Annotated in this window: 20 protein-coding genes; 11 read left to right on the top strand and 9 right to left on the bottom strand. The window is 40.8% G+C overall.

Features of this window, described 5'->3' with window-relative positions:
- Positions 1-63 precede the first annotated feature (63 nt).
- The 6 genes from EHQ59_RS03205 to purT are packed head-to-tail and all read left to right on the top strand — an operon-like array spanning position 64 to position 5,450.
- Positions 64-489 carry a hypothetical protein gene (locus tag EHQ59_RS03205; RefSeq protein ID WP_135617701.1) on the top strand — a complete coding sequence of 142 codons (426 nt, stop codon included), beginning with the start codon at positions 64-66 and terminating at the stop codon, positions 487-489.
- Positions 482-685: a heavy-metal-associated domain-containing protein gene (locus EHQ59_RS03200; protein WP_135617700.1), complete on the top strand. Its 204-nt coding sequence runs from the start codon at positions 482-484 to the stop codon at positions 683-685. Before EHQ59_RS03205 ends, EHQ59_RS03200 begins: the two co-directional genes overlap by 8 nt.
- A complete protein-coding gene (locus EHQ59_RS03195; RefSeq protein ID WP_135617699.1) occupies positions 669-2,873 on the top strand; it encodes a heavy metal translocating P-type ATPase in 2,205 nt (734 codons plus the stop codon). The genes EHQ59_RS03200 and EHQ59_RS03195 overlap by 17 nt, the downstream gene beginning before the upstream one ends.
- Before the next feature lie 33 nt (positions 2,874-2,906).
- Positions 2,907-3,734, top strand: coding sequence for a helix-turn-helix domain-containing protein (locus EHQ59_RS03190; protein ID WP_135617698.1), 828 nt, complete (start codon positions 2,907-2,909; stop codon positions 3,732-3,734).
- Between the two features lie 12 nt (positions 3,735-3,746).
- On the top strand, positions 3,747-4,217 hold the full coding sequence (locus tag EHQ59_RS03185) for an ankyrin repeat domain-containing protein (protein ID WP_135617697.1): 471 nt from the start codon (positions 3,747-3,749) through the stop codon (positions 4,215-4,217).
- A 45-nt stretch (positions 4,218-4,262) separates the two neighbouring features.
- Positions 4,263-5,450, top strand: coding sequence for a formate-dependent phosphoribosylglycinamide formyltransferase (gene purT, locus EHQ59_RS03180; protein WP_135617696.1), 1,188 nt, complete (start codon positions 4,263-4,265; stop codon positions 5,448-5,450).
- 94 nt (positions 5,451-5,544) lie between these two features.
- Here purT and EHQ59_RS03175 read toward each other — a convergent pair whose 3' ends face one another.
- Positions 5,545-6,294 (bottom strand): adhesin OmpL37 family surface protein, encoded by a 750-nt coding sequence (locus EHQ59_RS03175; RefSeq protein WP_135617695.1) that lies wholly within the window; start codon positions 6,292-6,294, stop codon positions 5,545-5,547.
- A gap of 187 nt (positions 6,295-6,481) precedes the next feature.
- Here EHQ59_RS03175 and EHQ59_RS03170 point away from each other — a divergent pair, with 187 nt between their 5' ends.
- Genes EHQ59_RS03170 through EHQ59_RS03160 form a run of 3 tightly spaced genes read left to right on the top strand, consistent with a single transcriptional unit; the run spans position 6,482 to position 9,659 of the window.
- Positions 6,482-7,978 (top strand): ABC-F family ATP-binding cassette domain-containing protein, encoded by a 1,497-nt coding sequence (locus EHQ59_RS03170; RefSeq protein WP_135617694.1) that lies wholly within the window; start codon positions 6,482-6,484, stop codon positions 7,976-7,978.
- Positions 7,975-8,901, top strand: coding sequence for an ABC transporter ATP-binding protein (locus EHQ59_RS03165; protein WP_135617693.1), 927 nt, complete (start codon positions 7,975-7,977; stop codon positions 8,899-8,901). Before EHQ59_RS03170 ends, EHQ59_RS03165 begins: the two co-directional genes overlap by 4 nt.
- Positions 8,898-9,659 (top strand): ABC transporter permease, encoded by a 762-nt coding sequence (locus tag EHQ59_RS03160; protein WP_135617692.1) that lies wholly within the window; start codon positions 8,898-8,900, stop codon positions 9,657-9,659. The genes EHQ59_RS03165 and EHQ59_RS03160 overlap by 4 nt, the downstream gene beginning before the upstream one ends.
- Positions 9,660-9,715: 56 nt before the next feature.
- Here the strand turns inward: EHQ59_RS03160 and EHQ59_RS03155 are convergent, their stop codons facing one another.
- From EHQ59_RS03155 to EHQ59_RS03140, 4 genes are all read right to left on the bottom strand, one after another.
- A complete protein-coding gene (locus EHQ59_RS03155; protein WP_135617691.1) occupies positions 9,716-10,390 on the bottom strand; it encodes an SCO family protein in 675 nt (224 codons plus the stop codon).
- A 55-nt stretch (positions 10,391-10,445) separates the two neighbouring features.
- A complete protein-coding gene (locus EHQ59_RS03150) occupies positions 10,446-11,042 on the bottom strand; it encodes a toxin-antitoxin system YwqK family antitoxin (RefSeq protein ID WP_135617690.1) in 597 nt (198 codons plus the stop codon).
- Between the two features lie 7 nt (positions 11,043-11,049).
- On the bottom strand, positions 11,050-11,946 hold the full coding sequence (locus EHQ59_RS03145) for a YHYH protein (RefSeq protein WP_425270111.1): 897 nt from the start codon (positions 11,944-11,946) through the stop codon (positions 11,050-11,052).
- A 104-nt stretch (positions 11,947-12,050) separates the two neighbouring features.
- Entirely contained in the window at positions 12,051-12,440 is a 390-nt protein-coding gene (locus tag EHQ59_RS03140; RefSeq protein ID WP_135617688.1) for an FKBP-type peptidyl-prolyl cis-trans isomerase, read from the bottom strand.
- An 83-nt stretch (positions 12,441-12,523) separates the two neighbouring features.
- On the opposite strand from EHQ59_RS03140, the gene EHQ59_RS03135 reads away from it, so the two are divergent.
- A complete protein-coding gene (locus tag EHQ59_RS03135) occupies positions 12,524-12,838 on the top strand; it encodes a HepT-like ribonuclease domain-containing protein (RefSeq protein WP_135617745.1) in 315 nt (104 codons plus the stop codon).
- Positions 12,839-12,842: 4 nt separating this feature from the next.
- Here EHQ59_RS03135 and EHQ59_RS03130 read toward each other — a convergent pair whose 3' ends face one another.
- The gene (locus EHQ59_RS03130) at positions 12,843-13,976 is read right to left on the bottom strand and encodes a DUF1577 domain-containing protein (RefSeq protein ID WP_135617687.1); all 1,134 of its coding nucleotides are present in this window, start codon (positions 13,974-13,976) and stop codon (positions 12,843-12,845) included.
- Between the two features lie 100 nt (positions 13,977-14,076).
- Positions 14,077-14,637 (bottom strand): hypothetical protein, encoded by a 561-nt coding sequence (locus EHQ59_RS03125; protein WP_135617686.1) that lies wholly within the window; start codon positions 14,635-14,637, stop codon positions 14,077-14,079.
- 99 nt (positions 14,638-14,736) lie between these two features.
- Between EHQ59_RS03125 and EHQ59_RS03120 the strand changes: the two genes are divergently transcribed.
- Positions 14,737-15,681, top strand: coding sequence for a patatin-like phospholipase family protein (locus EHQ59_RS03120; RefSeq protein ID WP_135617685.1), 945 nt, complete (start codon positions 14,737-14,739; stop codon positions 15,679-15,681).
- Between the two features lie 24 nt (positions 15,682-15,705).
- Here the strand turns inward: EHQ59_RS03120 and EHQ59_RS03115 are convergent, their stop codons facing one another.
- Both EHQ59_RS03115 and EHQ59_RS03110 read right to left on the bottom strand, forming a co-directional pair.
- Positions 15,706-18,012: a hypothetical protein gene (locus tag EHQ59_RS03115; protein ID WP_135617684.1), complete on the bottom strand. Its 2,307-nt coding sequence runs from the start codon at positions 18,010-18,012 to the stop codon at positions 15,706-15,708.
- Positions 18,013-18,124: 112 nt separating this feature from the next.
- A complete protein-coding gene (locus tag EHQ59_RS03110) occupies positions 18,125-20,419 on the bottom strand; it encodes a hypothetical protein (protein ID WP_135617683.1) in 2,295 nt (764 codons plus the stop codon).
- Between the last annotated feature and the right edge of the window lie 53 nt (positions 20,420-20,472).

Raw genomic sequence — 20,472 nt, 5'->3', positions numbered from 1 at the left:
ACCTTCCAATGATTGGAAGGTTTACACTGGGATTCATGATAACAAAGGAGTTAACATAAAACAATGAAAAATCTAATACAAATCGCTGTTTTTTCAGCGTTTCTAGTGATCCAACCCATTTCTGCGCATGGAGAACATAAACCTGGGCCCAATGGTGGGGTCATCCGAATGCCGGGTGCCTTTCACACAGAAGTTTTGGCTTACCAAAATCTCGGATTTAAAGTATATCTTTTGGATATTAATTTTGAAAATCCGACTTCCAAAAATTCGAATATCAGTGCTACCATAGTGAATGGCGGCAAAGAAGTCAGACTGAAGTGTTCTGGTCATCCAGATCATTTTTACTGTGAGTTACCTAAAGGGGTCTCACTAACAGAAGGAGAGTTACATCTATCTCCTGTTTGGAAAGGGCAAAAAGGGGCAGAAGTAAAATACAAACTGCCATTAAACGAAATGAAAGAAGAGAAGAAGGAGCATCACCATGGTTAATTATGAAATAGAAGGAATGACTTGTAATCATTGTAAAATGACTGTAGAAAAAATTTTTGCAGAAAATGGTAAAAAAGCAACTGCCGATGTTGATTATGAAATGGTTTCGGTGAACGAAACTCTAACGGAAGAAGAATTGGAAACACTTCGAAACCGTTTGAGTGAGGATGGATATACCCTTGGAAACGTCAAATAAAACCACAGAACATACGTTAGACCTTTTTGGAATGACTTGTGCCAATTGTGCCCTTCGCATTGAGAAGGGCCTTTCCAAGTTATCTGGAGTAACGGACGTAAGGGTTAATTTTGCTCGAGAGTCTGTTTTCCTTCGAACAGACGAAGTTGTAACTGTAGATTCACTTGTGAAAACAGTCGAGTCTCTTGGTTACCAAGCAACGGAACATGATCCAAACAAACAATCGGAAACTGAGAAAAAACAGAAAGATCACATTCGAGTTTTAAAAATTCGCTTTATATTATCTCTTTTGTTTTCTCTTCCTTTGTTTTATGGAATGGTGACACATTTTCAATTTTTATCCTTTCTTCCCATGCCACATATTCTGATGGATCGATGGGTGCAGATGATTCTTGCAACTCCTGTTCAATTTTTGATAGGATTTCCTTTTTATCAATCTGCGTATCGTGCCTTACGAAATGGAACAGCCAATATGGATGTTCTCGTGGTGATTGGAACTACAGCTGCTTATGGATATAGTATCTTTGGAAAAGATTTATATTTTGAAACTTCGGCAGTACTTATCACCTTTATCTTAGGTGGCAAGTGGATTGAACATATGGCAAAAGGAAAAAGTAGTGATGGTATCAAAGCACTTCTCACTCTTCGTCCAGAAACTGCCACAGTGAAATCAAATGGAGTCTGGACAGAAGTACCCAATGAATACTTAAAACAAGGTGATTTGGTTCTCGTGAAAGCTCTGGAACGATTCCCAATGGACGGGATTGTAGAGGAAGGGGAGAGTTTTGCCGATGAATCGATGTTAACTGGTGAAAGTATGCCAGTGGAAAAAAAACAAGGCGATTTGATTCTTGGTGGAACCGTAAATGGAAACGGCTCCCTAGTAGTCAAAGCCATGAAGGTGGGAAACGATACCACCTTATCCCATATCATCAAATCGGTGGAAGAATCTCTTGGAACAAAGGCTCCTATCCAAAGAATTGCAGATCAAATTTCTGCATATTTTGTTCCTGTAGTGATTGCGATAAGCGTCCTAGACTTTTTAGTTTGGTATTTTCTGTTGGCACCTGGAGAGATCACAACTGCCATTGAAACAAGTATTGCGATCCTTGTGATTGCTTGTCCTTGTGCACTTGGTCTTGCCACACCGATTTCACTGTTAGTGGGAACGGGAAGGGCTGCCAAACGAGGAGTGCTCTTTCGAAGTGCAGAAGCCTTGGAATCGGTATCGAAAATCAAAACGATATTCTTTGATAAAACAGGTACGTTAACGGAAGGAAAACCTAAGGTAACAGGTGTTTTAGCAGCAGGGATTTCGGAAGATCAAAAATCCTTAGTATTTGGTCATGTGCTCGCGATGGAAGAAACATCAGATCACCCTTTGGCAAAAGCCATTTTGGCCTTTGGAAAAGAGAAAAACTATAAATCCGTTGATTCAGAGATAGTGAAAACCATTACCTCTCCTGGTGGTGGTATCCAAACAGAGTTGGAAGGAATTATTTACTTTGCCGGCAAACAAACGTTTGTGGAAGAAAAAGGTTTTGTGATTCCAGAAGCAATTCAAAGTGGCGTAGTGGAATGGACCAAGGAAGGTGTGAGTTTAGTGTTTGTTGGGATTCGAGGGAATTTGGAAGGGATGATGGTCTTTCGTATCGAAGACCAAATTCGTGATACAGCAAAACAAGCGATCACTGACTTACGATCCATCGGAGTGGAACCCATTCTTCTTACAGGAGACAATCCGATTGCTGCAAACAAAGTCGCTAAATTAGTGGGAATTACTTCTGTATATTCCAGTTTGTTACCAGAAGAAAAAGCAAAGATCATGAAACAATTGAAGGTGGCGAATGTGCATAGTGCCATGGTAGGAGATGGGATCAATGATGCTCCTGCTCTCGCTTCTGCTGATGTCGGTATTGCGATGGGAACGGGATCAGACATTGCCATTAATACGGCGGATGTCGTACTTGTGAATGGGGACATCCAAAGGATTGTGGATCTGATTCGAATTGGAAAAGATACCGTTCTCAATATCCGCCAAAATTTTGGTTGGGCATTGGGTTACAATTTACTTGGGATCCCGATTGCCGCATCTGGACTCCTTGCTCCATGGGTCAGTGGTGCAGCGATGGCATTCAGTTCGGTGTCTGTTGTCTTCAATGCTCTTCGGATGAGCCGATGGAAATAAAAAACTTTAGAGAGAAACACTAGGAACTAATTTGTGGACATTTTGTTTTTAAAACCTCCTTCCGAATTCGAATCCTTTGTCAAAGAGTTTTGGATTTGGAGGGAGGTGAATGCAAACGAACTACCATGGATCATACCATCTTACGAGTGTGAGATGGTTTTTCATTTTGGTGAACCACCTATTGTGGAAACAGAATCTGGGGAGAGATTTCGTTTACCCAAATCTCATTTGGTTGGTCCCCAAACAAGGAGGTGGCGTGTTCTCTCTGAATCTCCTTTGCATTTAGTTTCGATTCGTTTTTATGTAGCGGGTTTGTATACTTTGTTTTCCAAACAAGGATCAGTATTAAAAAATCAATTTCCCGAAATGCCAACAAACGAACGTTTGGTTTCTATCTTACAAAACTCCAATGGGGAAAAAACATCGGTGGTGGAAGAAAAAATCGTCGAAGCCTTAACAGAGTATTTACGGTCCTATCCTGGAAAATCGACAGATATTCCCGCCTATCTTCGATTTGCTTTATTGGAACTAACGAATCCCAAAACCAGTATCAACCCACTTGCAAAAAAACTGGGGATCACTCGCAAACAATTAGAACGAAAATTCCAAGAAGTGGTGGGCCTGAACCCTTCCGAATACCGTTCTGTGCATCGTGTGTTGTCCCTTGTTCGCAATCCTGAACATTACCAAACCACAAATCCAAATTTACGCCTGACGGACCTTGCTCACAATTTTGAATACACAGATCAGTCGCATTTTTCAAACGACTTTAAACGAAATTCAGGAAGTATTCCGAAAGATTGGTTTGCAGAATACGAAAAAATGTCTCATTTTTACAAGCACGGACCGGGGGAGGAGTGATAGGATATGGGTATGATCCAAAACATAATCGATTTCGTAGGGAAATCTAAATCAAATATCAGACTTCGTACATTGTGTTCCGCTATCACCAGGGGTGACAAAGATAGTTTTGATTTGTTACTTTCTGATTTGGAACTTAAAAAAATCTGTTTAACAGAATCAGCCTTATTACTTGGTCTTGCTGTTGTCGAAGTTTCTGATATCTATTTTTTAAAACGTTTGCTTGCCATTGGTCTGAATCCTGATGATCCAGATAACATGGGTTTGTATCCCATTCATAAAGCTACCGAAGCTGGGAACATGGAAGCTGTGGAAGTATTACTCTATGCTGGTGCCAATCCGAATGCGGCAGATCCGAACGGTGTCACTCCCTTACACATTGCCAATAGTTTCGATGGGCTTGGGGAATTGTCTGACTTACTGATTCGAATGGGTGCCAATGTCTACCAAAGAGACAACCTGGGAAAACGTTATTTGATGTAACGATTCGTTCTTGTCGTACAACTGGGTGGCGAAATCTTTACGATTATGATTGGAACACCTTTTACGAAACAAGCGACAAAACTCCTTCTTCTTGGTTCAGGAGAATTAGGAAAAGAGGTGGCAATTGAAGCCAATCGATTAGGTGTTCATGTCATTGCTGTGGATCGTTATCCGAATGCACCGGCAATGCTAGTGGCACAAGAATTTCGTGTCATCAACATGCTCGATCCAAAGGAACTCGAGGCCACCATACGCGAGTTAAAACCTGATTTTGTCGTTCCTGAAATTGAAGCCATCCATACAGAAACTTTGGTTCGCTTAGAAGCGGATGGTTTTAAAATCATTCCCAGTGCCAAAGCAGTGAACCTCACCATGAACCGCGAAGGCATTCGTAACTTTGTGGCAAAGGAATTGGGTCTCAAAACTTCTAATTTTCTTTTTGCAGACAGCCTTGAAGATTTCACAAAAGCCGTTTTTAGTATTGGGTTTCCTTGTGTTGTGAAACCCATCATGAGTTCTTCTGGGAAAGGCCAGAGTTTGATCAAAACCGAATCAGACATTCAAAAAGCTTGGGACTACGGGCAAACGGGAGGCCGCACGGGCAAAGGGAAAATGATCATCGAAGAATTCATTCCTTTTGATTTTGAAATTACATTACTCACGATCCGTCACATCGGCGGCACTAGTTTTTTACCTCCCATTGGACATAGACAGGTGAACGGGGATTATGTGGAGTCTTGGATGCCGCAACCTATGTCTGAAGTGGCTTTACAATCGGCAAAAGAAATTGCAGAGAAGGTAACAACAGGGTTAGGAGGGTTTGGTATCTTCGGTGTGGAACTATTTGTAAAAGGGGACGAAGTGTACTTTAGTGAAGTATCTCCTAGGCCACATGATACAGGTCTTGTGACTCTCATCTCACAAAATGTGTCTGAGTTTTCCCTCCATGTGAAAGCATTACTTGGTCTTCCGATCCCAGAACTCATCTTCCAAACACCTGCTGCCAGTTCTGCGATTCTTTTAGAAGGGAATACAAAGTCACCAGTATATTCTGGGTTAAAAGAATCTTTGTCTATCCCTGGTGTTGATATCCGAATATTTGGAAAACCAGAAGTAATAGGAAAACGTCGAATGGGTGTTAGCTTAGCACTAGGCAAAACAATCGAGGAAGCAAAAGAAAAAGCAAATCGAGGAAGGGATCACATCCAATTAAAATCATCTGAAACAAAGTGAAGTGATAACAAAATTTATTTTGTGACTTTGGTTTGTATGAAATTGGTTCGTGATTCGATTAGTATCGGAATTTGATTTGACCGTTATCTGTTTATTATTTCAATGTTTCCGTTTGGTTGATGGTTTGGGTTTTGAAATTGGTCATTTTGTCTTCGTAGATACTCTCTTCACCATACGGCAAAAATGCGTTGTCATAATGGAAGGCAAGGTATTTGGAGTTTGGCCCAAACCCTCGGATGAGTTCTGATTCTATCGTATTAAAATCATAAAACTCAATCGAATCCATATACTGTCCATCGTGTAATAAATTCAAAAAAATCACAAACTTGCCAGCGTGTTTGAGAATTTTTAACGCAAATAACATTTCTCTGAGTTTCAAAAGATATAAATAAGGACGTATGTTCCTTGCCATCACCAATTTTTGTTCTGCTTCGCTCACGTCCCTGAGTGCCAATCGAATAAACGCTTTCGTTTGCGTTTTTTCTTTGTCTCTTGATTTGCGACCGAGTAACTCAAGTTCACTACGAACTAGTGTTATGTTTTTGGTGAGGATTTTGTCATAGAGTTGGATGAGTTGGTATTGGGTAGAGCGAACAGCTAGGTAAGCATCTCCATATTTCCCTTGGATATGAAGGCTTTTGAATCGCAAGTATTCATCGATGATATTACGGTATTCTAATTTTTCATTGGCATCACCCAAATGGATGATGCTGGAATCAAGAGAACGAACCAGTAGGTAATTTTCTTCCGCACCAAAGGCCACCTGTAAATTTCCATTGGAATGGGTTTTTGTCCCCCAAAGGATACAGATGCCTCCTAGTAGATACAAAAGGAAAGTTCGCACAGTACAGTTTCGGCCTCATCAGGGGTCTAAAAAAGTTCATAATTTTCCTTCGTTTCTTTGTTTGCAATTATGTCAGAAATTTTGCATGAAAACCATAAAAAACCCATTTGATTCCATTTCTTTCTACTCGTCCTCTCGGAACCTCTAGGCATCTTGGTTTTATCTCGACTCACCTTTCGGAAATGATATGATCAAAATCTCTGGCTTAAACAAACAATTCAATGGCAACGTTTTATTTGATGACTTACAATTCAGCGTCAACCGCGGGGAAAGGGTGGGCCTTGTGGGGCGTAACGGGCATGGGAAATCAACTCTTGTCCAAATCATCCAAGGAAAAACGGAACCCGATTCTGGGAACATCACCATCCCCAAAGGATATCGCATTGGCCACTTAGAACAACATTTGGTCTTCACCAAACCAACCGTACTCGAAGAATGTGCACTTGGCCTTCCTGAAGGGGATGAGTACGAAACTTGGAAGGTGGAACGCATTTTATTTGGACTTGGGTTTTCCGAAAAAGACATGGAACGTAGCCCAGAGGAATTTTCGGGTGGATACCAAATCCGAATGAACTTAGCGAAACTTTTAGTTTCCGCACCGGATATGTTGATCTTAGATGAGCCAAACAACTACTTAGACATTGTCACCATACGTTGGTTAGAGGAGTTTCTTCGCGAGTGGGAAGGAGAGATCATCCTCATCACACATGATAGAAGTTTTATGGACAGTGTTGTGACTCATACCGTTGCCATTCACCGCACAAAAGCAATCAAAGTGCAAGGTGACACAGAAAAATTATACACACAAATCAACCAAGCCGAAGAGATTTACGAAAAAACTCGTTTGAACGAAGCCAAAAAACGCAAACAAGAAGAAATGTTCATAGCCAAGTTTAAAGCAAAAGCGAGTTTTGCGAGCCGAACACAATCACGGGTGAAAAAATTAGAAAAACAAGGAGAGATGAAGGCACTTGATACCATTGAAGATATGGAATTGTACTTCAATAGTGCCCCTTTCTCCGCCAATCAAATGTTAAGCGTAGAAGATGTCTCTTTTTCCTATGATGGAAAAGCTCCTTATCTGTTTGAAAATTTTTCCATCAGCGTAGGACCAGAAGATCGGATTTGTATCATCGGAAAAAACGGAAAAGGAAAATCAACCCTTCTCAAATTGATTGCAGGGGAACTCACACCCGTTACTGGCGGAGTGAAAAAACATCCTATTTTAAAAGAAGGATACTTCGGACAAACGAACAAACTCAACATGAACGAAAGTAATACGGTGGTGCAAGAAATTATGAGTGCCGACCCGAACTGTTCGGAAGGGAAAGCTCGTAATATAGCCGGTGGTTTGATGTTCTCGGAAGACCTTGCCTTAAAAAGAATCAAAGTGCTTTCCGGGGGAGAAAAAAGCCGTGTGTTACTGGGGAAAATTCTTGTGACCCCTTGCCACTTACTTTACTTAGATGAGCCCACAAACCACTTGGACATGCAATCCTGTGACTCCCTGATTGAAGCAATTGATAATTTCGATGGATCTGTGATCATGGTCACCCACAACGAAATGCACTTGCGCGCTGTGGCCACAAAACTCATTGTATTCGATGATGACCGAGTTTTTGTCTATGATGGTGGTTATGACGACTTCCTCAGTGACATTGGCTGGAAGGATGAAACCGTTTGAAACCAATCCTAACCGTAAAACAAGTTTCCAAGTCCTATGACAATGGTTTCCAAGCACTCAAATCAGTGAATTGGGAAGTGGGTGAGGGTGAAATCCATGCCCTTCTTGGACCGAATGGTGCTGGGAAAACCACTTTAATCAATTTGATCTGTGGAATCGTGTCACCTAGTGCCGGTGAGGTGAAGGTGGATGGATATGATATCATTGATGAGTTTAAAAAAACAAGATCTCTCATTGGACTTGTTCCACAAGAGCTAAGCGTCCACGCTTTTGAAACAGTTTGGGCAAGTGTGAGTTTTACTCGGGGGTTGTATGGAAAACCTGCCAATCCCAAATACATCGAAGAAGTTTTAAAATCTCTTTCCCTTTGGGATAAAAAAGACCAAAGGATCATGACTTTATCTGGTGGGATGAAACGACGAGTTTTAATTGCCAAAGCCTTGTCACACGAACCAAAAATTTTGTTTTTGGATGAACCAAGTGCCGGTGTGGATGTGGAACTCCGTAAGGATATGTGGAAAATCGTGGAATCCCTTCGTAAAAATGGTGTGACGATCATTTTAACCACTCACTACATCGAAGAAGCCGAATTAATTGCAGATCGAATTTCTGTGATCCGTAAAGGTGAAATTTTCCTTACTGAAAATAAAGACAAACTCATGAAACAATTGGGAACCAAACAATTGCGGATTGAATTGAAAAAAAGTTTAAAATCACTACCGAAGTCTCTTTCCAAATACACATTGGAACTTGCGGATAACAATACGGCTCTTGTGTTTACATACGACCGATCTGATGATAGCAGTGTGATCACCAAACTTTTGGATGATCTCAAAAAAGAAAAAATCCAATTCAGTGATTTGAGTACAAAACAAAGTAGTTTAGAAGAAATTTTTGTTCAGTTATTACAGGAGTCCGTATGAATTTCCATGCCATCCGAGCAATTTACCAATTTGAAATGGCCCGTACATTTCGTACCCTATTACAAAGTATTGCCTCTCCTGTACTTTCCACTTCTTTGTACTTCATCGTTTTTGGTTCGGCCATTGGATCTCGGATCCAAGAGATAGATGGGATCCATTATGGAAGTTTCATTGTGCCAGGGCTTGTGATGTTGTCACTTCTCACAGAAAGTATCTCCAATGCTTCGTTTGGAATTTATTTTCCCAAATTCAATGGAACCATTTACGAAATCCTTTCGGCACCTGTGACCATGTGGGAAGTGGTGATTGGCTATGTGGGGGCTGCGGCCACCAAATCACTGATGCTCGGGATACTCATGCTCATCACTGCGTCTTTTTTTGTGCCCATACGCATTGACCATCCTTTCCTTATGGTATTTTTTCTCCTACTAACCTGCATTAGTTTTAGTTTGTTTGGATTTGTGATTGGGATTTGGGCAGATAGTTTTGAAAAACTACAAATGATTCCGATGTTAGTCATCACTCCCCTTGTGTTTCTCGGTGGGAGTTTTTATTCGATCCAAATGTTGCCCAGTTTTTGGCAAAAAATCAGTATGTTTAACCCCGTTTTGTATTTGGTGAGTGGGTTTCGGTATAGCTTTTTTGAACGTGCGGATGTAGCTTTGTCTGTGAGTATTACGATGATCCTCGTATTCCTCTCTGTTTGTCTCTTTGTCACATGGCTTATCTTTCGCACTGGGTATAAAATCAAAAATTAAGATTCCAGGAATCTTCGATTCTTTTTCTATTTTCCCCTTAGGAAACAAATCCAAACTTATTTTTTGGTGAGGATCCTAAGGTCGGCCACTAACCTTTGTATGTCGCCAGTTCCTTTGGCACGATAAATCCCACGTAAGTATTGTTTTTCATCAAACAAAAAGATATTTTCCGTATGCACAAATTCATATTTGTTTTTTTCGACGGAAAATCCTTCGACTTCCGCACCGCAGGTAGTTTTCGCAAAACTCTCGATTACCTTAAGGTTCCCTGTATAAAAATTCCAGTTTGGATTTTGGATTTTATAAAGAGTGCGGTACTTAGAAAGAACGGTGGGTGTATCTTCTTTGGGATTGATGGAGATGGAATGGATCTCTAAGTTTGAAAACTCCGCCAAATTGGGTTGGATTTGAATTATGTTTTTGGTGATGAGGGGACAAATCCCACGACATGTGGCATAAAAAAAGACAACCAAACTTGGATTAGATGAATTCCCTTTCAGGGAAACTTGATTTCCCAATTGGTTTGTGAGTTGGAAATCCACTGGAATTTGTTTCAATTCAGAAAGGACACTGGGGTCTTTCGGCCAAACGGGATCAAAATCCTTTCCTAAAAAATAGGGAAGGGCATTGGTCTCGGGAGTGGTATCTGCCTTCGAACAATGGAAAGAGAATAACAAACCTAGGAGGATGAGGGAAAGGGAGTGAATTTTTCTATGTTGGAATGGATACATGGTTTTTAAAAGAATGGGATTTAAATTCTAAAGTCTGATTCTCAACATCGACAAATCAAAGTTTGGTGGTTTCCTTGGGATCGGTGGTTTTGGTTTGATTCGAGTCCTCTTCGGGCACGGGTTCGCAGAGTTTACTGCCTGGCCTTCCAAAACTTTCTCCCGATTCCAAAAAGACATGGTTCAAATAAATTTGGCCACGATTGTTCCACTTCTTTGCGACTTTTGGTTTTCCCGATGCAAAAAAAGTTTGGTAACTGGCCATCTGACCATTGTCAAAGTATTCGATATGTTCCCCTACAGGGATTCCCATTTCATATTCGGAAGTTTGTCTGATGGCACCTGATGGAAAATACGCGATTTGTTTTCCCTGTTTTTGCCCATAACGGATATTTCGTTCTTCCAAAAGGATTCCAGAAAATGTTTTTACCGTATAACTCCCGTGAGGTACACCTTTGTAATATTCCGTTTCATAGGTTTCTGATAAGATGGGATTTTCCCTTACAAATATCCCCGTAAACGGTTTTCCTTGGTACAACAGAAAATGGTTAGGGTCTTCGGATAAGTCCTTGTTTCCGGCTTCCACCCTTTGTTTGCCACAAGACAAACAAAAGAGGAGGAAAAAAAGGGAACAATAAGAGAGAAGTTTCGTCAACGGATGGTTAGTTGGAAACCGTTCCTGGTGTGCCATGGAAAAAAGAGCCAATTAAGGTTGGTATGGTGGCAGTTGGGTCTTGCGAATAATGGTAATGGTAGGTTAGTGTTGCAAAATGTTGAGTAGTTGTCGTATGACCATGATTGGCGTCGAGGTCACCATTAGCTATTGTAGGAGTTGTTGTATTGTTAGATGCATCTTTACAATCACTTCCATAGACAGCAAAACCATCAATTAACATACCTAATAAGGCAGATGCATTTGAAGCATCGACATTCAATGGTCTTGCATGATGATGATACACTCCTGAAGATTGAGGGTGGCCGTTGTATTTATCAAATGTCTGTTGTTCTGCAGCAAGAGTATCTGGAGCTGCAGCAGCATTATTAAAGATCGCAAGACCGTTGACAGTGATTCCTACAGAAACATAGCCACTTTGGGTTCCCACCTTTGTTCCAGACTTAGCTGCTGGGCTGCTTGGGATGGTATACACCAAACACTGGGATTGGATTTGGTTATTCCCTGCAGATTTTTGTCCTGCGGCTAAGGATTCATACATAGGGGACGATGACCCAAAATAATAACTTTTGTTATTCGGTATATTTTGGGCTCGGAACACATAATTACTTCCGGAAACACTACCAACGGAACATTTAAAATTATTGCGGATCCAAGCTGGGAGGTCAGAAGACATGGAGGATGTCATCCCTGTGATACAGTCTGTATTGGTATCCAAAGTAGCTGTGGAGTTCACAACGGTTGTACCTGTAAATGCGGAATTAGCGCAGGTGCGAAGACTAGCAGCCGCTAACAAGAGTAAGGTTTCTTCGTCATTATCGGATTTGGTTTTACAATTGGTTAGTGATAGTACGAAGAGTACGAGAAGTGATGTGGTCGCTAGAATTTGTTTCCTTTCCATAAGGGATTCAGGATTGAATGATTCTAGAAATTGTCAAGGAATTTCCCCCATGTGAAATTCCTTATATGCAAGATCGTGCAAACTGTTCGTTAATAAATTTTTAATAACTCTACTTCAAAGATGAGGGTGGAATTGGGAGGGATATTCCCCACTTGTTTACTACCATACCCAAGTTCAGGTGGGATGATGAGTTTTCGTTTGCCACCCACACGCATGCCTTTGACTCCTTTGTCCCAACCTTTTACGACTTCGCCAGCACCCAAATTGAATTCGAAGGGACGGTTACGATCGCGGGAACTATCAAATTTGGTCCCGTTTTTGAGTTTTCCCACGTAGTGAACGGTGACGTACGATCCAGAAAACGCTTCGTCTCCTTTGCCGACGACAAGGTCAATGATTTGGAAATCTTTTTCAGCGGAAACAAGCGGAAACGAAATCAAACAGAAAACAAAAAGAATACGGGAGAGGTTAGCCTTCATACTATTCGAAAGCATAAGGAAGAGTGATCCGTTTGCCAATGAAAAAAACTAGCCGATTGGCCCGTGAAATTTATCCTGAACTCATGTTTCACGAACTTATCTTTTACTGTAAGGAATTGGAGTCTTTCCTGCTCAGAAATCAAATCCAAGAATTTGTGGAAGGGGAACACGATAGTTTTTTTGCAGAAGAAATGTTAAAAACCATCCAAACCGAATCTCTCAAAATTCCCAATTCGGAAAAACAAAAGTATCCAAACCTTCCTTGGGAAAAAATGGATACAATGTGGCAAAAGGATTTGGCTCGCGCTTATGATTACATCGACTTAAAGATGTTATACTATATTTGTGTATATGAAATTCCCAAATTCACAAAAACAATCAAATTAGAAATTCGTTAGAAGTTTACGCGGCAGTTCTTCCGTTGTTTTTGATGATTTCGATGTTTTCTTCAAAACGAACTTTTTCGGCATAGGTTCGTTTGCCAGAAAATTCGATTCCCACGAGCAAATCACCGGACTCTTCTTTGTGAGCCCATGCAATTTTTCCAAAAAATCGAAATGGTGTTTGGAGTTTAAAAACAAGTTCTAATAAAATCCCTTTTTGTTTGGGAAGTGTTTCGATTAAACTGCTATTTGAGACACGTAATCTGAGACCAGTGGCAGAGAGATCTAATACAGGGAATTTTTCTACCGTAGTCATGAGGTTTGCATCTTTGATGCGTTCGATCATTTCTGCAATTTGTGTTTGGTAAAACTTAATATCATCCTCGGTGATGGATTTATCTTTTGTTTGTAAAAAGTAATATCCAATGGGTATGATTTCTTCTAATTCGTTTTTGTATAAAATGGGTAAAATGAGTTCCGATTTTATTTTTTTGTCACGAGCAGCAAACGCGAGTTTGTCGACATGATCATCAATTTCATCTTCGTAGTTGATAAAACCTTCGTCGTCCATTCGGTAACTTTCAGGATTCGTTGCATCTTTGATAAATAAGATTTTTTGTGTGGATTTCACAACATCAAACTTACGTTCCAATCCTGATTTAAAAATATCCATCGTTCCTGCTTCCCCAGAACGAACCATCATACGTTTGCGATAGTCTTCAAAGTTAACACGAACCAGAGTGGGAATGTTGAACATATTGGCTTCGATAATGGTTTTGGAACTGACGATGTTTGTGACATTCACCATTCCTTCTTCCGTGATGGTAAAACGTGGATTGAGCCTTTCTTTTTTAGCGATGAGAACTTTTTCAACACGAAGTTGAATTTTATGAGGTGCTAGTTGTTTGACAAAGGTGCAATGGAGTTCTAGGTATCTAGCAAGTAATTTGGAAAGAACAATGGTGGAACCTTCACCGAGTACCCAAACCTCTGCCCATTGTACGATGATCTCTTCTCCACCAGGTACTTCTTGCAAAACTGTCATGGTTTGCACCTGGCCATTCCAATTGGCCTTCATTTCCTGATTCATAAGATAGTGTAAGATCACATGGTTTTTCTGTTCTTTCCCTGTGATTTGGTCCATTGGTCGCATAGCTAATTTCCAAGTTCGATTCTATTTCGATGAGAAATAAATTTCCCATCTATTGGAAAGTAAAGTTCATGCGTATCTCTTTGGCAAGAAAAAGGAATTTTTAAAGAAGCAGTAAGTGTTTTTTTTCCGTGAATTCATAACAAAAACGAATCCATGAAAAATGATTTTGTAAGTGAGAAAACTCGGGAAGGTACTGAGATAAAAACAATTCACAACGTTTCTCACGTTCATTTTGTTTTTTTTCCATGACAGTTGTTAGATCAAAAATTGTTTTTTCGTATATGTCGTGGTCCATGTAACCGTCTCGTAGGGCCTGTTTTAAAAATTCATTTTTTTCTTTCCATTCACTTGGGGAAAGTACGGGGATCGATTGGAGTTCCAACCAAAACTCTTTGATCGCTGTTTCAAACTTAGGGATTTCCTTTTTTAAGCTCTCACATTTAAAAAACAAAGTACGGAGGTGGCTTTTTGCATTTTGTTCGATTTCTGCCAGGTTTTCTTCTTGGAAGGGTGGAAAGAGTTTTGGAAACGAAAACGAAAAGATTGGGCCAAGGTAAGGTTCGAAGAGTTCCAATTGGTAAAAGGACTTACTCGACCATTGTAAGGTTCCTTTGACCAAAATTCCTTCTACTGTGACTTCAATTGTCCGAATCCCGAGCATACAAATCAATTGCATTCGTAGCAAATTTTATTGTCCCACTTCCTTTTTTTTTGAATCTTTTTTGCAACGAAATCTGGGGGAGACAACTCTGACAGGGAGATGGCTAAAAAACCGATAGAACCAACAGGAACTCATGAAATTCCAAAAGCGAAAGGCACAAAAAGAGCCTTACTTGTGGAAGGTGGGGGGATGAAAGGTGCTTTTTCGGGTGGTGTTTTGTATGCTTGGAATCGGTTCCTTCGGCCAAATTACTTTGATTTGGTGGTAGGTGTGTCATCTGGTGCCTGTGCGGCCGCTTATTATGTATCCATGCCAAAACCAGAACCCATCAAAAGTGAAAAAGCTTTGGCTGTTTGGTACAGGGATTTGTCGGGCAGAAAACTCATTTCTTTTTTCCATCCCTTCCAAGGGAAAACGTTACTCAACCAAGAATACCTCATCGATTTTATCTTTCGTAAAAAAGTCCGATTGGAATCCGAATCTTTAGATTCTAAAAAACTCCCTCATTTTGTCATCGCCGTTAGCAATTTACATACTCATTCTGTGGAGTACATCAAGGCCACATCGAGTAATATTTTTGATTTATTAAAAGCCGCAACCTCTCTTCCCATCGCCACTCGCGGTAAACATAAGTTAGATGGAAAATTGTATTCGGATGCTGCGATTCTCAACCCATTGCCGATCCAAGATATCATCGAAGCAGGTTATAAAGAAATTGTAGTGGTCATGAATTCACCAATCCGACATATCTCCGGACCACTCACAAGGTTTACCAGTTTACTCGCGTTTCCAAAACACAGAACCATCCGAAGGATGATGCGAAAGTTCCACCACTTCCATTTCAATTTAGCCCGTGAGATTGTTGTGAAACCACCAAAGGGTGTGAAAATCATCACCGTGGCTCCTGATCATCCACTCCCGGTAAAACTCACGACCACGATCCGAACCAAATTGTACCAAACTGCTTTACTCGGCGCAAAAAAAGGAGAGGAAGCAATTCAGTTTATATTGAAACGGAAACCAAAAGGAAAGGTTAAATCTTAATAGGTTACCAGTCCTTGTCGGCTATCAACGATTTGGTGGTTCCGAAAGATCTGTACTAAAGATACCACCATTTGGTTTGTTGAACGCATGGATGAATTCTCCCCCTACATACCACCTACCATTATGATACAGGCTTGTGTAAGCGCTATTATCGGGATTGGGTGCCCAATTGAGTACTTCATAGGTATTTGCTTGGAAAGCAGCAAGGTTTGAGCTGTTTGTGGATCCGTTAAGGCCAGTAAACGAACCAGCAACGAGAATCCTTCCATCTGGTGAAGGAGTGAAGGCTTGGACAAATCCATTGGCATATACGGGATTTGGATTGATATACGATTTTGTTGCTAAATCATAAATTGCAATATGATTAAAGGTCCCAATCCCTGAGATCGAAGTGAAAATCCCTCCTAAATAGATTTTACCTTCATAGAGGGTTTGCGTTTTCACTTCAAAATTTGGGTAATTAGAGATCGAGGGGAGTGAAATGGCTGTGCCTGCAATCGAATCAACGGCACGATAATTGAGAACGGTATTATCACTGTTTAGAGTACTGTATATTCCTGCAATGTAAACTGCATTGTCTAGGAAAAGTAAGGAAGTGGCACCACCTGTATCTAAGTTGGGATACCAATTCGTAATGGTAAAATTATCATCTGTTACAGAGGCAACACCATTTCGGGTTTGGCTTTGTATCGAATCAAGTCCTGCACCACCAAAGAAAATTTGACCATTCCCACTGGTGATGGTTCTCACTTCTGCCGAAAGGCCAACGATTCCGAAATTGGTCGCATTCAATTGGTAATGCGGTAAATCGAGTAGAGCAAGGCTTCGTCTTGGATTCCCATTCACGTTCTCAAAACTTCCCCCCACAATCAATTTGTCCCCTTTAAGGTGCATCGCTTGGATACCATAATCAAATTCAGGAGTCCCATCAATGGGAGCACCGGAAGCTTCATCTAGGACCAAAAAATTCTTTTTGGGTTGTAAATTAACACCGTACTTATTGAAAGCCAAGGCAACATCGTTCCCATACGCAATCACAGCTCCCCCTGGATTACTCACTGTTTCTAATAAGGATGGATTCCAATCGGTGAGGTTCCCACTTGGCAAGTCAAAGGAGGCGGCAAAATTTCTAGAAAATCCTTTTGCTGTTGTAAATAGGCCTAAGGCATACAATTGGTTTCCGATGAGTTGCAGAGTCGTGACAGGTTGGTCGATATCGAAATCATTTTTAACTGCACTTCCAGTGTCATTGTCAACTCCAACTAAGTGATTTGCAATCGGTGCGCCTGATACATTTGTGAAACTGCCACCTAAATAAACTGTATTTTCGTATTGTTGGACGGCTTGTACCGGATCCGACGGGTTTGGATTCCATGGTGTAAGGGTTCCGTCTGGATAAAAGGCTGCAGCGTTGTTCCTAGGAGTAGAAAAGGAACCAACGACATATACTACGGGGCTACCTTGGGGGTCTGAACCTATATTCAAATCGATTGCTACCCCACCTGGATTTAATTGGGCAGTAAAACTTGTATCCACAACTCCAGTTGTCGCATTAAGTTTTGCGATTCCAATCCTTAAGGCTCCAATGGTATCGAAAGAGCCACCGATAAAAAGAGAATTACCAAAGGACACGATGGAATAAACATAATTGTTCATTGCGCCAGGGTAAAATCCCGTATTTAATTCTCCCGTATAACGATTGACTGATGCGATATTTGATTGTGGATTTGATCCCCAACTTGCAAAATTTCCACCAATATATAAATTGTCACCTAATAGATGCAATGTGTAAACGGTTCTAGTTGAGTCTTCCGTAACATTAAAATTTGGATCTAATTGGCAACCTGGCAAAATATGAGCAACTTGGCTCCTTTTAAACCCTTGTACATGAGTGAAAATTCCACCAATATAAAACCCTCCAGCACCATCGGAGACTGCCGAATAAGTTTCTCCATTGACTTTGAGAAAGGGACAAAAGCGGTTGGGAACAGCTTTTCCCGTTTGTTTATCGAGGATGGCCACACTCCCTGTCGCAAGACCAACTTTCGTAAAATCACCGCCAATCAAAAGGTGATTCCGATACGCTAAAATGGAACGCACTTGTGTGGTGGATGCCCCTCCGTAAACCCCATAGTCCTCAAAAATAGGAAAAGCAGGCAAACAGGAAGGAGATTTGTCCCCAGTCACGAATCGCACAACGGATGCGAGTAAAAAGGAATCAGATTTTACATCACAAGAATTTTCTAAGTCTGCAGGTTTGCATTGTGTGAAAGCGATAGATAGAAAAATAAGTAAGGTGGTGGCAAAGAAACAACGTAAAATCCGTTTCATACATCCATGGAAGAAATGACAACCTAAGATGTCAAAGGGATTTGGAAGTCAATTTCTTGTCATAGGAATAAGGACAAATTTGAATTCTTTTCTTCTCAAACCGGTTTCGATTTTACTCATTCAAACTGGAACGCACAAGCCCACCAAAGGTTCGGTTGGAAAAAGAGCCAAACAATCCTCCCAGATAGTATTTTCCATTTTTAAAATGAGAAGAAAGCAAAGCATCATTCATCCCTGGATTCCAAGGAGAGAGTAAATTCGAATTGGCATTGTAAATTCCAATGGAATACCTTTCGTTTGTCCCATTCAAATTATTAAATGCTCCTCCAATGAACACATTCCCATCAGGGTAAGAAGCAAGATAATTGACAGAATTATTCGCAAATACTTGGTCTGGGGATTCATATGACTGGGTTGTGAGGTTGTAGATTGCCATATAACTATAACCTGTGCCAATCGAAATAAAATCTCCTCCTAAAAAGATGCGATCGCCAACTAATGTCTGTGAGTTGACTGCCGCATTGGGAAAAATAGAGGAAGACGGAATGAGTCGTTTGGTTCCATTGGTTTTATCCACTGCGTGGTAACGGAATGTTGTATTATCTCCATTGATCCCAACATAACCGCCACCAATAAAAACCAAATCATTGACTGCTAATACAGAGTTACCTTCCCCATTTAAATTTGGATTCCAATTGGTGACAGAAAGTTCTCCCAGGTTCAACGCAAAGGCATTGTTCCTTGTGGCTCCATTTACAGTTGTGATTCCATTGCCAACGGCATAGATTTGAGTTTCATCACTTGTGATTGACCGAACCTCCATGGTTCCCCCAACCACTGTGGGGCTACTCGAATTGACTGTGTAATGCGGTAAATCTAAAATCACAAATGCATTTTTTGTTTGGCCTTGCACACTCGTAAATCCTCCACCCACAAATAACCGATTGTCGATGCGAAGGAGGGATTTGATCGGCAAATCAAAGTAAGGTGTGCCTTCAATGGGTTTGCCCGTATATTCATCGATCACTGCAAAATGATTTCGAGCTGTCACATTGACAGTGGAACGGTCAGAGGTAACAAGGACCACACCATTGCCTGCGGGTACAAAACGAGAGCCGGGATTACTGATTGTGTTATCATAATTGGGATCAAATGCATTGACGGTTTCACTTGGTAGGTCCAGTGCCGCCATATAATTTCTGGGAATCGATTTCACAGATGTAAAACTTCCACTTAAGTACAATGTATTTTCGACTACTTGGACAGAAGCCACAACATTGTTTACCGCAAAATTAGTATTAACAGATCCTCCATTGCTATTATTAACGGAAACAAAATTAGAGATGGCTGATCCATTCACTGATGTAAACTGCCCACCTAAATAAATACTGTTTCTATATTGTTGGACAGAATTGACAAAGCCATCTATATTGGGTACCCAAGTTGTAGGAGTGCCATCAGGATACACGGAGATGGCATACACTCGGGGAGAAATCGAAATATCTCCTACGGCATAGAGATTGGGACTTCCAGCCGAATCGGTTCCGTAATGCAGGTCAACACATGTTCCTCCATCTACACCTGGGTTAAACGAGGTAACGATTGAACCAGAAGCAAACGAATATTTGGCGAGATCTCGAATTGCATTTCCGCCAATGTTACCAAAATCTCCGCAGATGTACATGGCATCGAGATCGGAATCCAAATCCAAATCCAAATCAAATACAGAGTTATCCACTTGGAGATTGAAGTTTGGTTCCAGAGCTCCTGAGTATCGATTCAATTGAACAAGATGTGTGAAATTTGTATTCCCATCCCAATTTGTAAAGTTTCCTCCTACATAAAGTGAGTCACCTTTGAGGAGAAATGCTCTTACTTCTCTTGTTTCATCGTAAGGAGTGTTAAAGTTTCGATCTAATTGGCATCCAGGTAAGATATGGGCAATACTAGATGTATCTACCCCTTGGATGTTATAAAAAGCACCTCCTATGTAAAACCCGCCGCTTCCATCGGAAATTGCTGTGTAGGTGGCACCGGAAACTTTTAGATAGGGACAATAACGATTCGGTAGAACATTTCCATTGGTGGTTTCTAAATAAACAACATTGCCAGTAGAAGGTCCAATATACTGGAAGTTCCCTCCTATGATGATTTGGTCATGGTAACTTGTGATGGCGTTGGCAGATTGAAAACCAGAAGTTCCACGAAAGACTCCCCAGAGGTCTTGGAAATCAAAAGAGGGAAGGCAAGAAGGAGACCGGTCCCCGGTCACAAAACGTATGATCGATCCAAGTAAAAAGGCATCGGTTTTGGCATCGCATGTATTGGAAAGTTCTGCGGGTTTGCATTGGAATACAAGACCGATAAACAAACAATAGGCTAAGAAGTGAAACCGAGTTTTGCCCATGACTAATCTTACCAAATAGGAAATAAATTGTCTAGCGGTTTGTTTGTGAAGGT

It is taken from the genome of Leptospira kemamanensis, assembly GCF_004769665.1.
GTDB classification, from domain to species: domain Bacteria; phylum Spirochaetota; class Leptospiria; order Leptospirales; family Leptospiraceae; genus Leptospira_A; species Leptospira_A kemamanensis.
Note: the sequence above shows the minus strand (reverse complement) of the source record. Positions and strands in the feature narration are given on the sequence as shown.

Bases quoted from the DNA above. Each gene is read 5' to 3' on its own strand.
- EHQ59_RS03205 (WP_135617701.1), top strand. From the start codon at position 64: ATGAAAAATCTAATACAAATCGCTGTTTTTTCAGCGTTTCTAGTGATC.
- EHQ59_RS03200 (WP_135617700.1), top strand. From the start codon at position 482: ATGGTTAATTATGAAATAGAAGGAATGACTTGTAATCATTGTAAAATG.
- EHQ59_RS03185 (WP_135617697.1), top strand. From the start codon at position 3,747: ATGATCCAAAACATAATCGATTTCGTAGGGAAATCTAAATCAAATATC.
- purT (WP_135617696.1), top strand. From the start codon at position 4,263: ATGATTGGAACACCTTTTACGAAACAAGCGACAAAACTCCTTCTTCTT.
- EHQ59_RS03170 (WP_135617694.1), top strand. From the start codon at position 6,482: ATGATCAAAATCTCTGGCTTAAACAAACAATTCAATGGCAACGTTTTA.
- EHQ59_RS03160 (WP_135617692.1), top strand. From the start codon at position 8,898: ATGAATTTCCATGCCATCCGAGCAATTTACCAATTTGAAATGGCCCGT.
- EHQ59_RS03155 (WP_135617691.1), bottom strand. From the start codon at position 10,390: ATGTATCCATTCCAACATAGAAAAATTCACTCCCTTTCCCTCATCCTC.
- EHQ59_RS03140 (WP_135617688.1), bottom strand. From the start codon at position 12,440: ATGAAGGCTAACCTCTCCCGTATTCTTTTTGTTTTCTGTTTGATTTCG.
- EHQ59_RS03135 (WP_135617745.1), top strand. From the start codon at position 12,524: ATGTTTCACGAACTTATCTTTTACTGTAAGGAATTGGAGTCTTTCCTG.
- EHQ59_RS03130 (WP_135617687.1), bottom strand. From the start codon at position 13,976: ATGCGACCAATGGACCAAATCACAGGGAAAGAACAGAAAAACCATGTG.
- EHQ59_RS03125 (WP_135617686.1), bottom strand. From the start codon at position 14,637: ATGCTCGGGATTCGGACAATTGAAGTCACAGTAGAAGGAATTTTGGTC.
- EHQ59_RS03120 (WP_135617685.1), top strand. From the start codon at position 14,737: ATGGCTAAAAAACCGATAGAACCAACAGGAACTCATGAAATTCCAAAA.
- EHQ59_RS03115 (WP_135617684.1), bottom strand. From the start codon at position 18,012: ATGAAACGGATTTTACGTTGTTTCTTTGCCACCACCTTACTTATTTTT.
- EHQ59_RS03110 (WP_135617683.1), bottom strand. From the start codon at position 20,419: ATGGGCAAAACTCGGTTTCACTTCTTAGCCTATTGTTTGTTTATCGGT.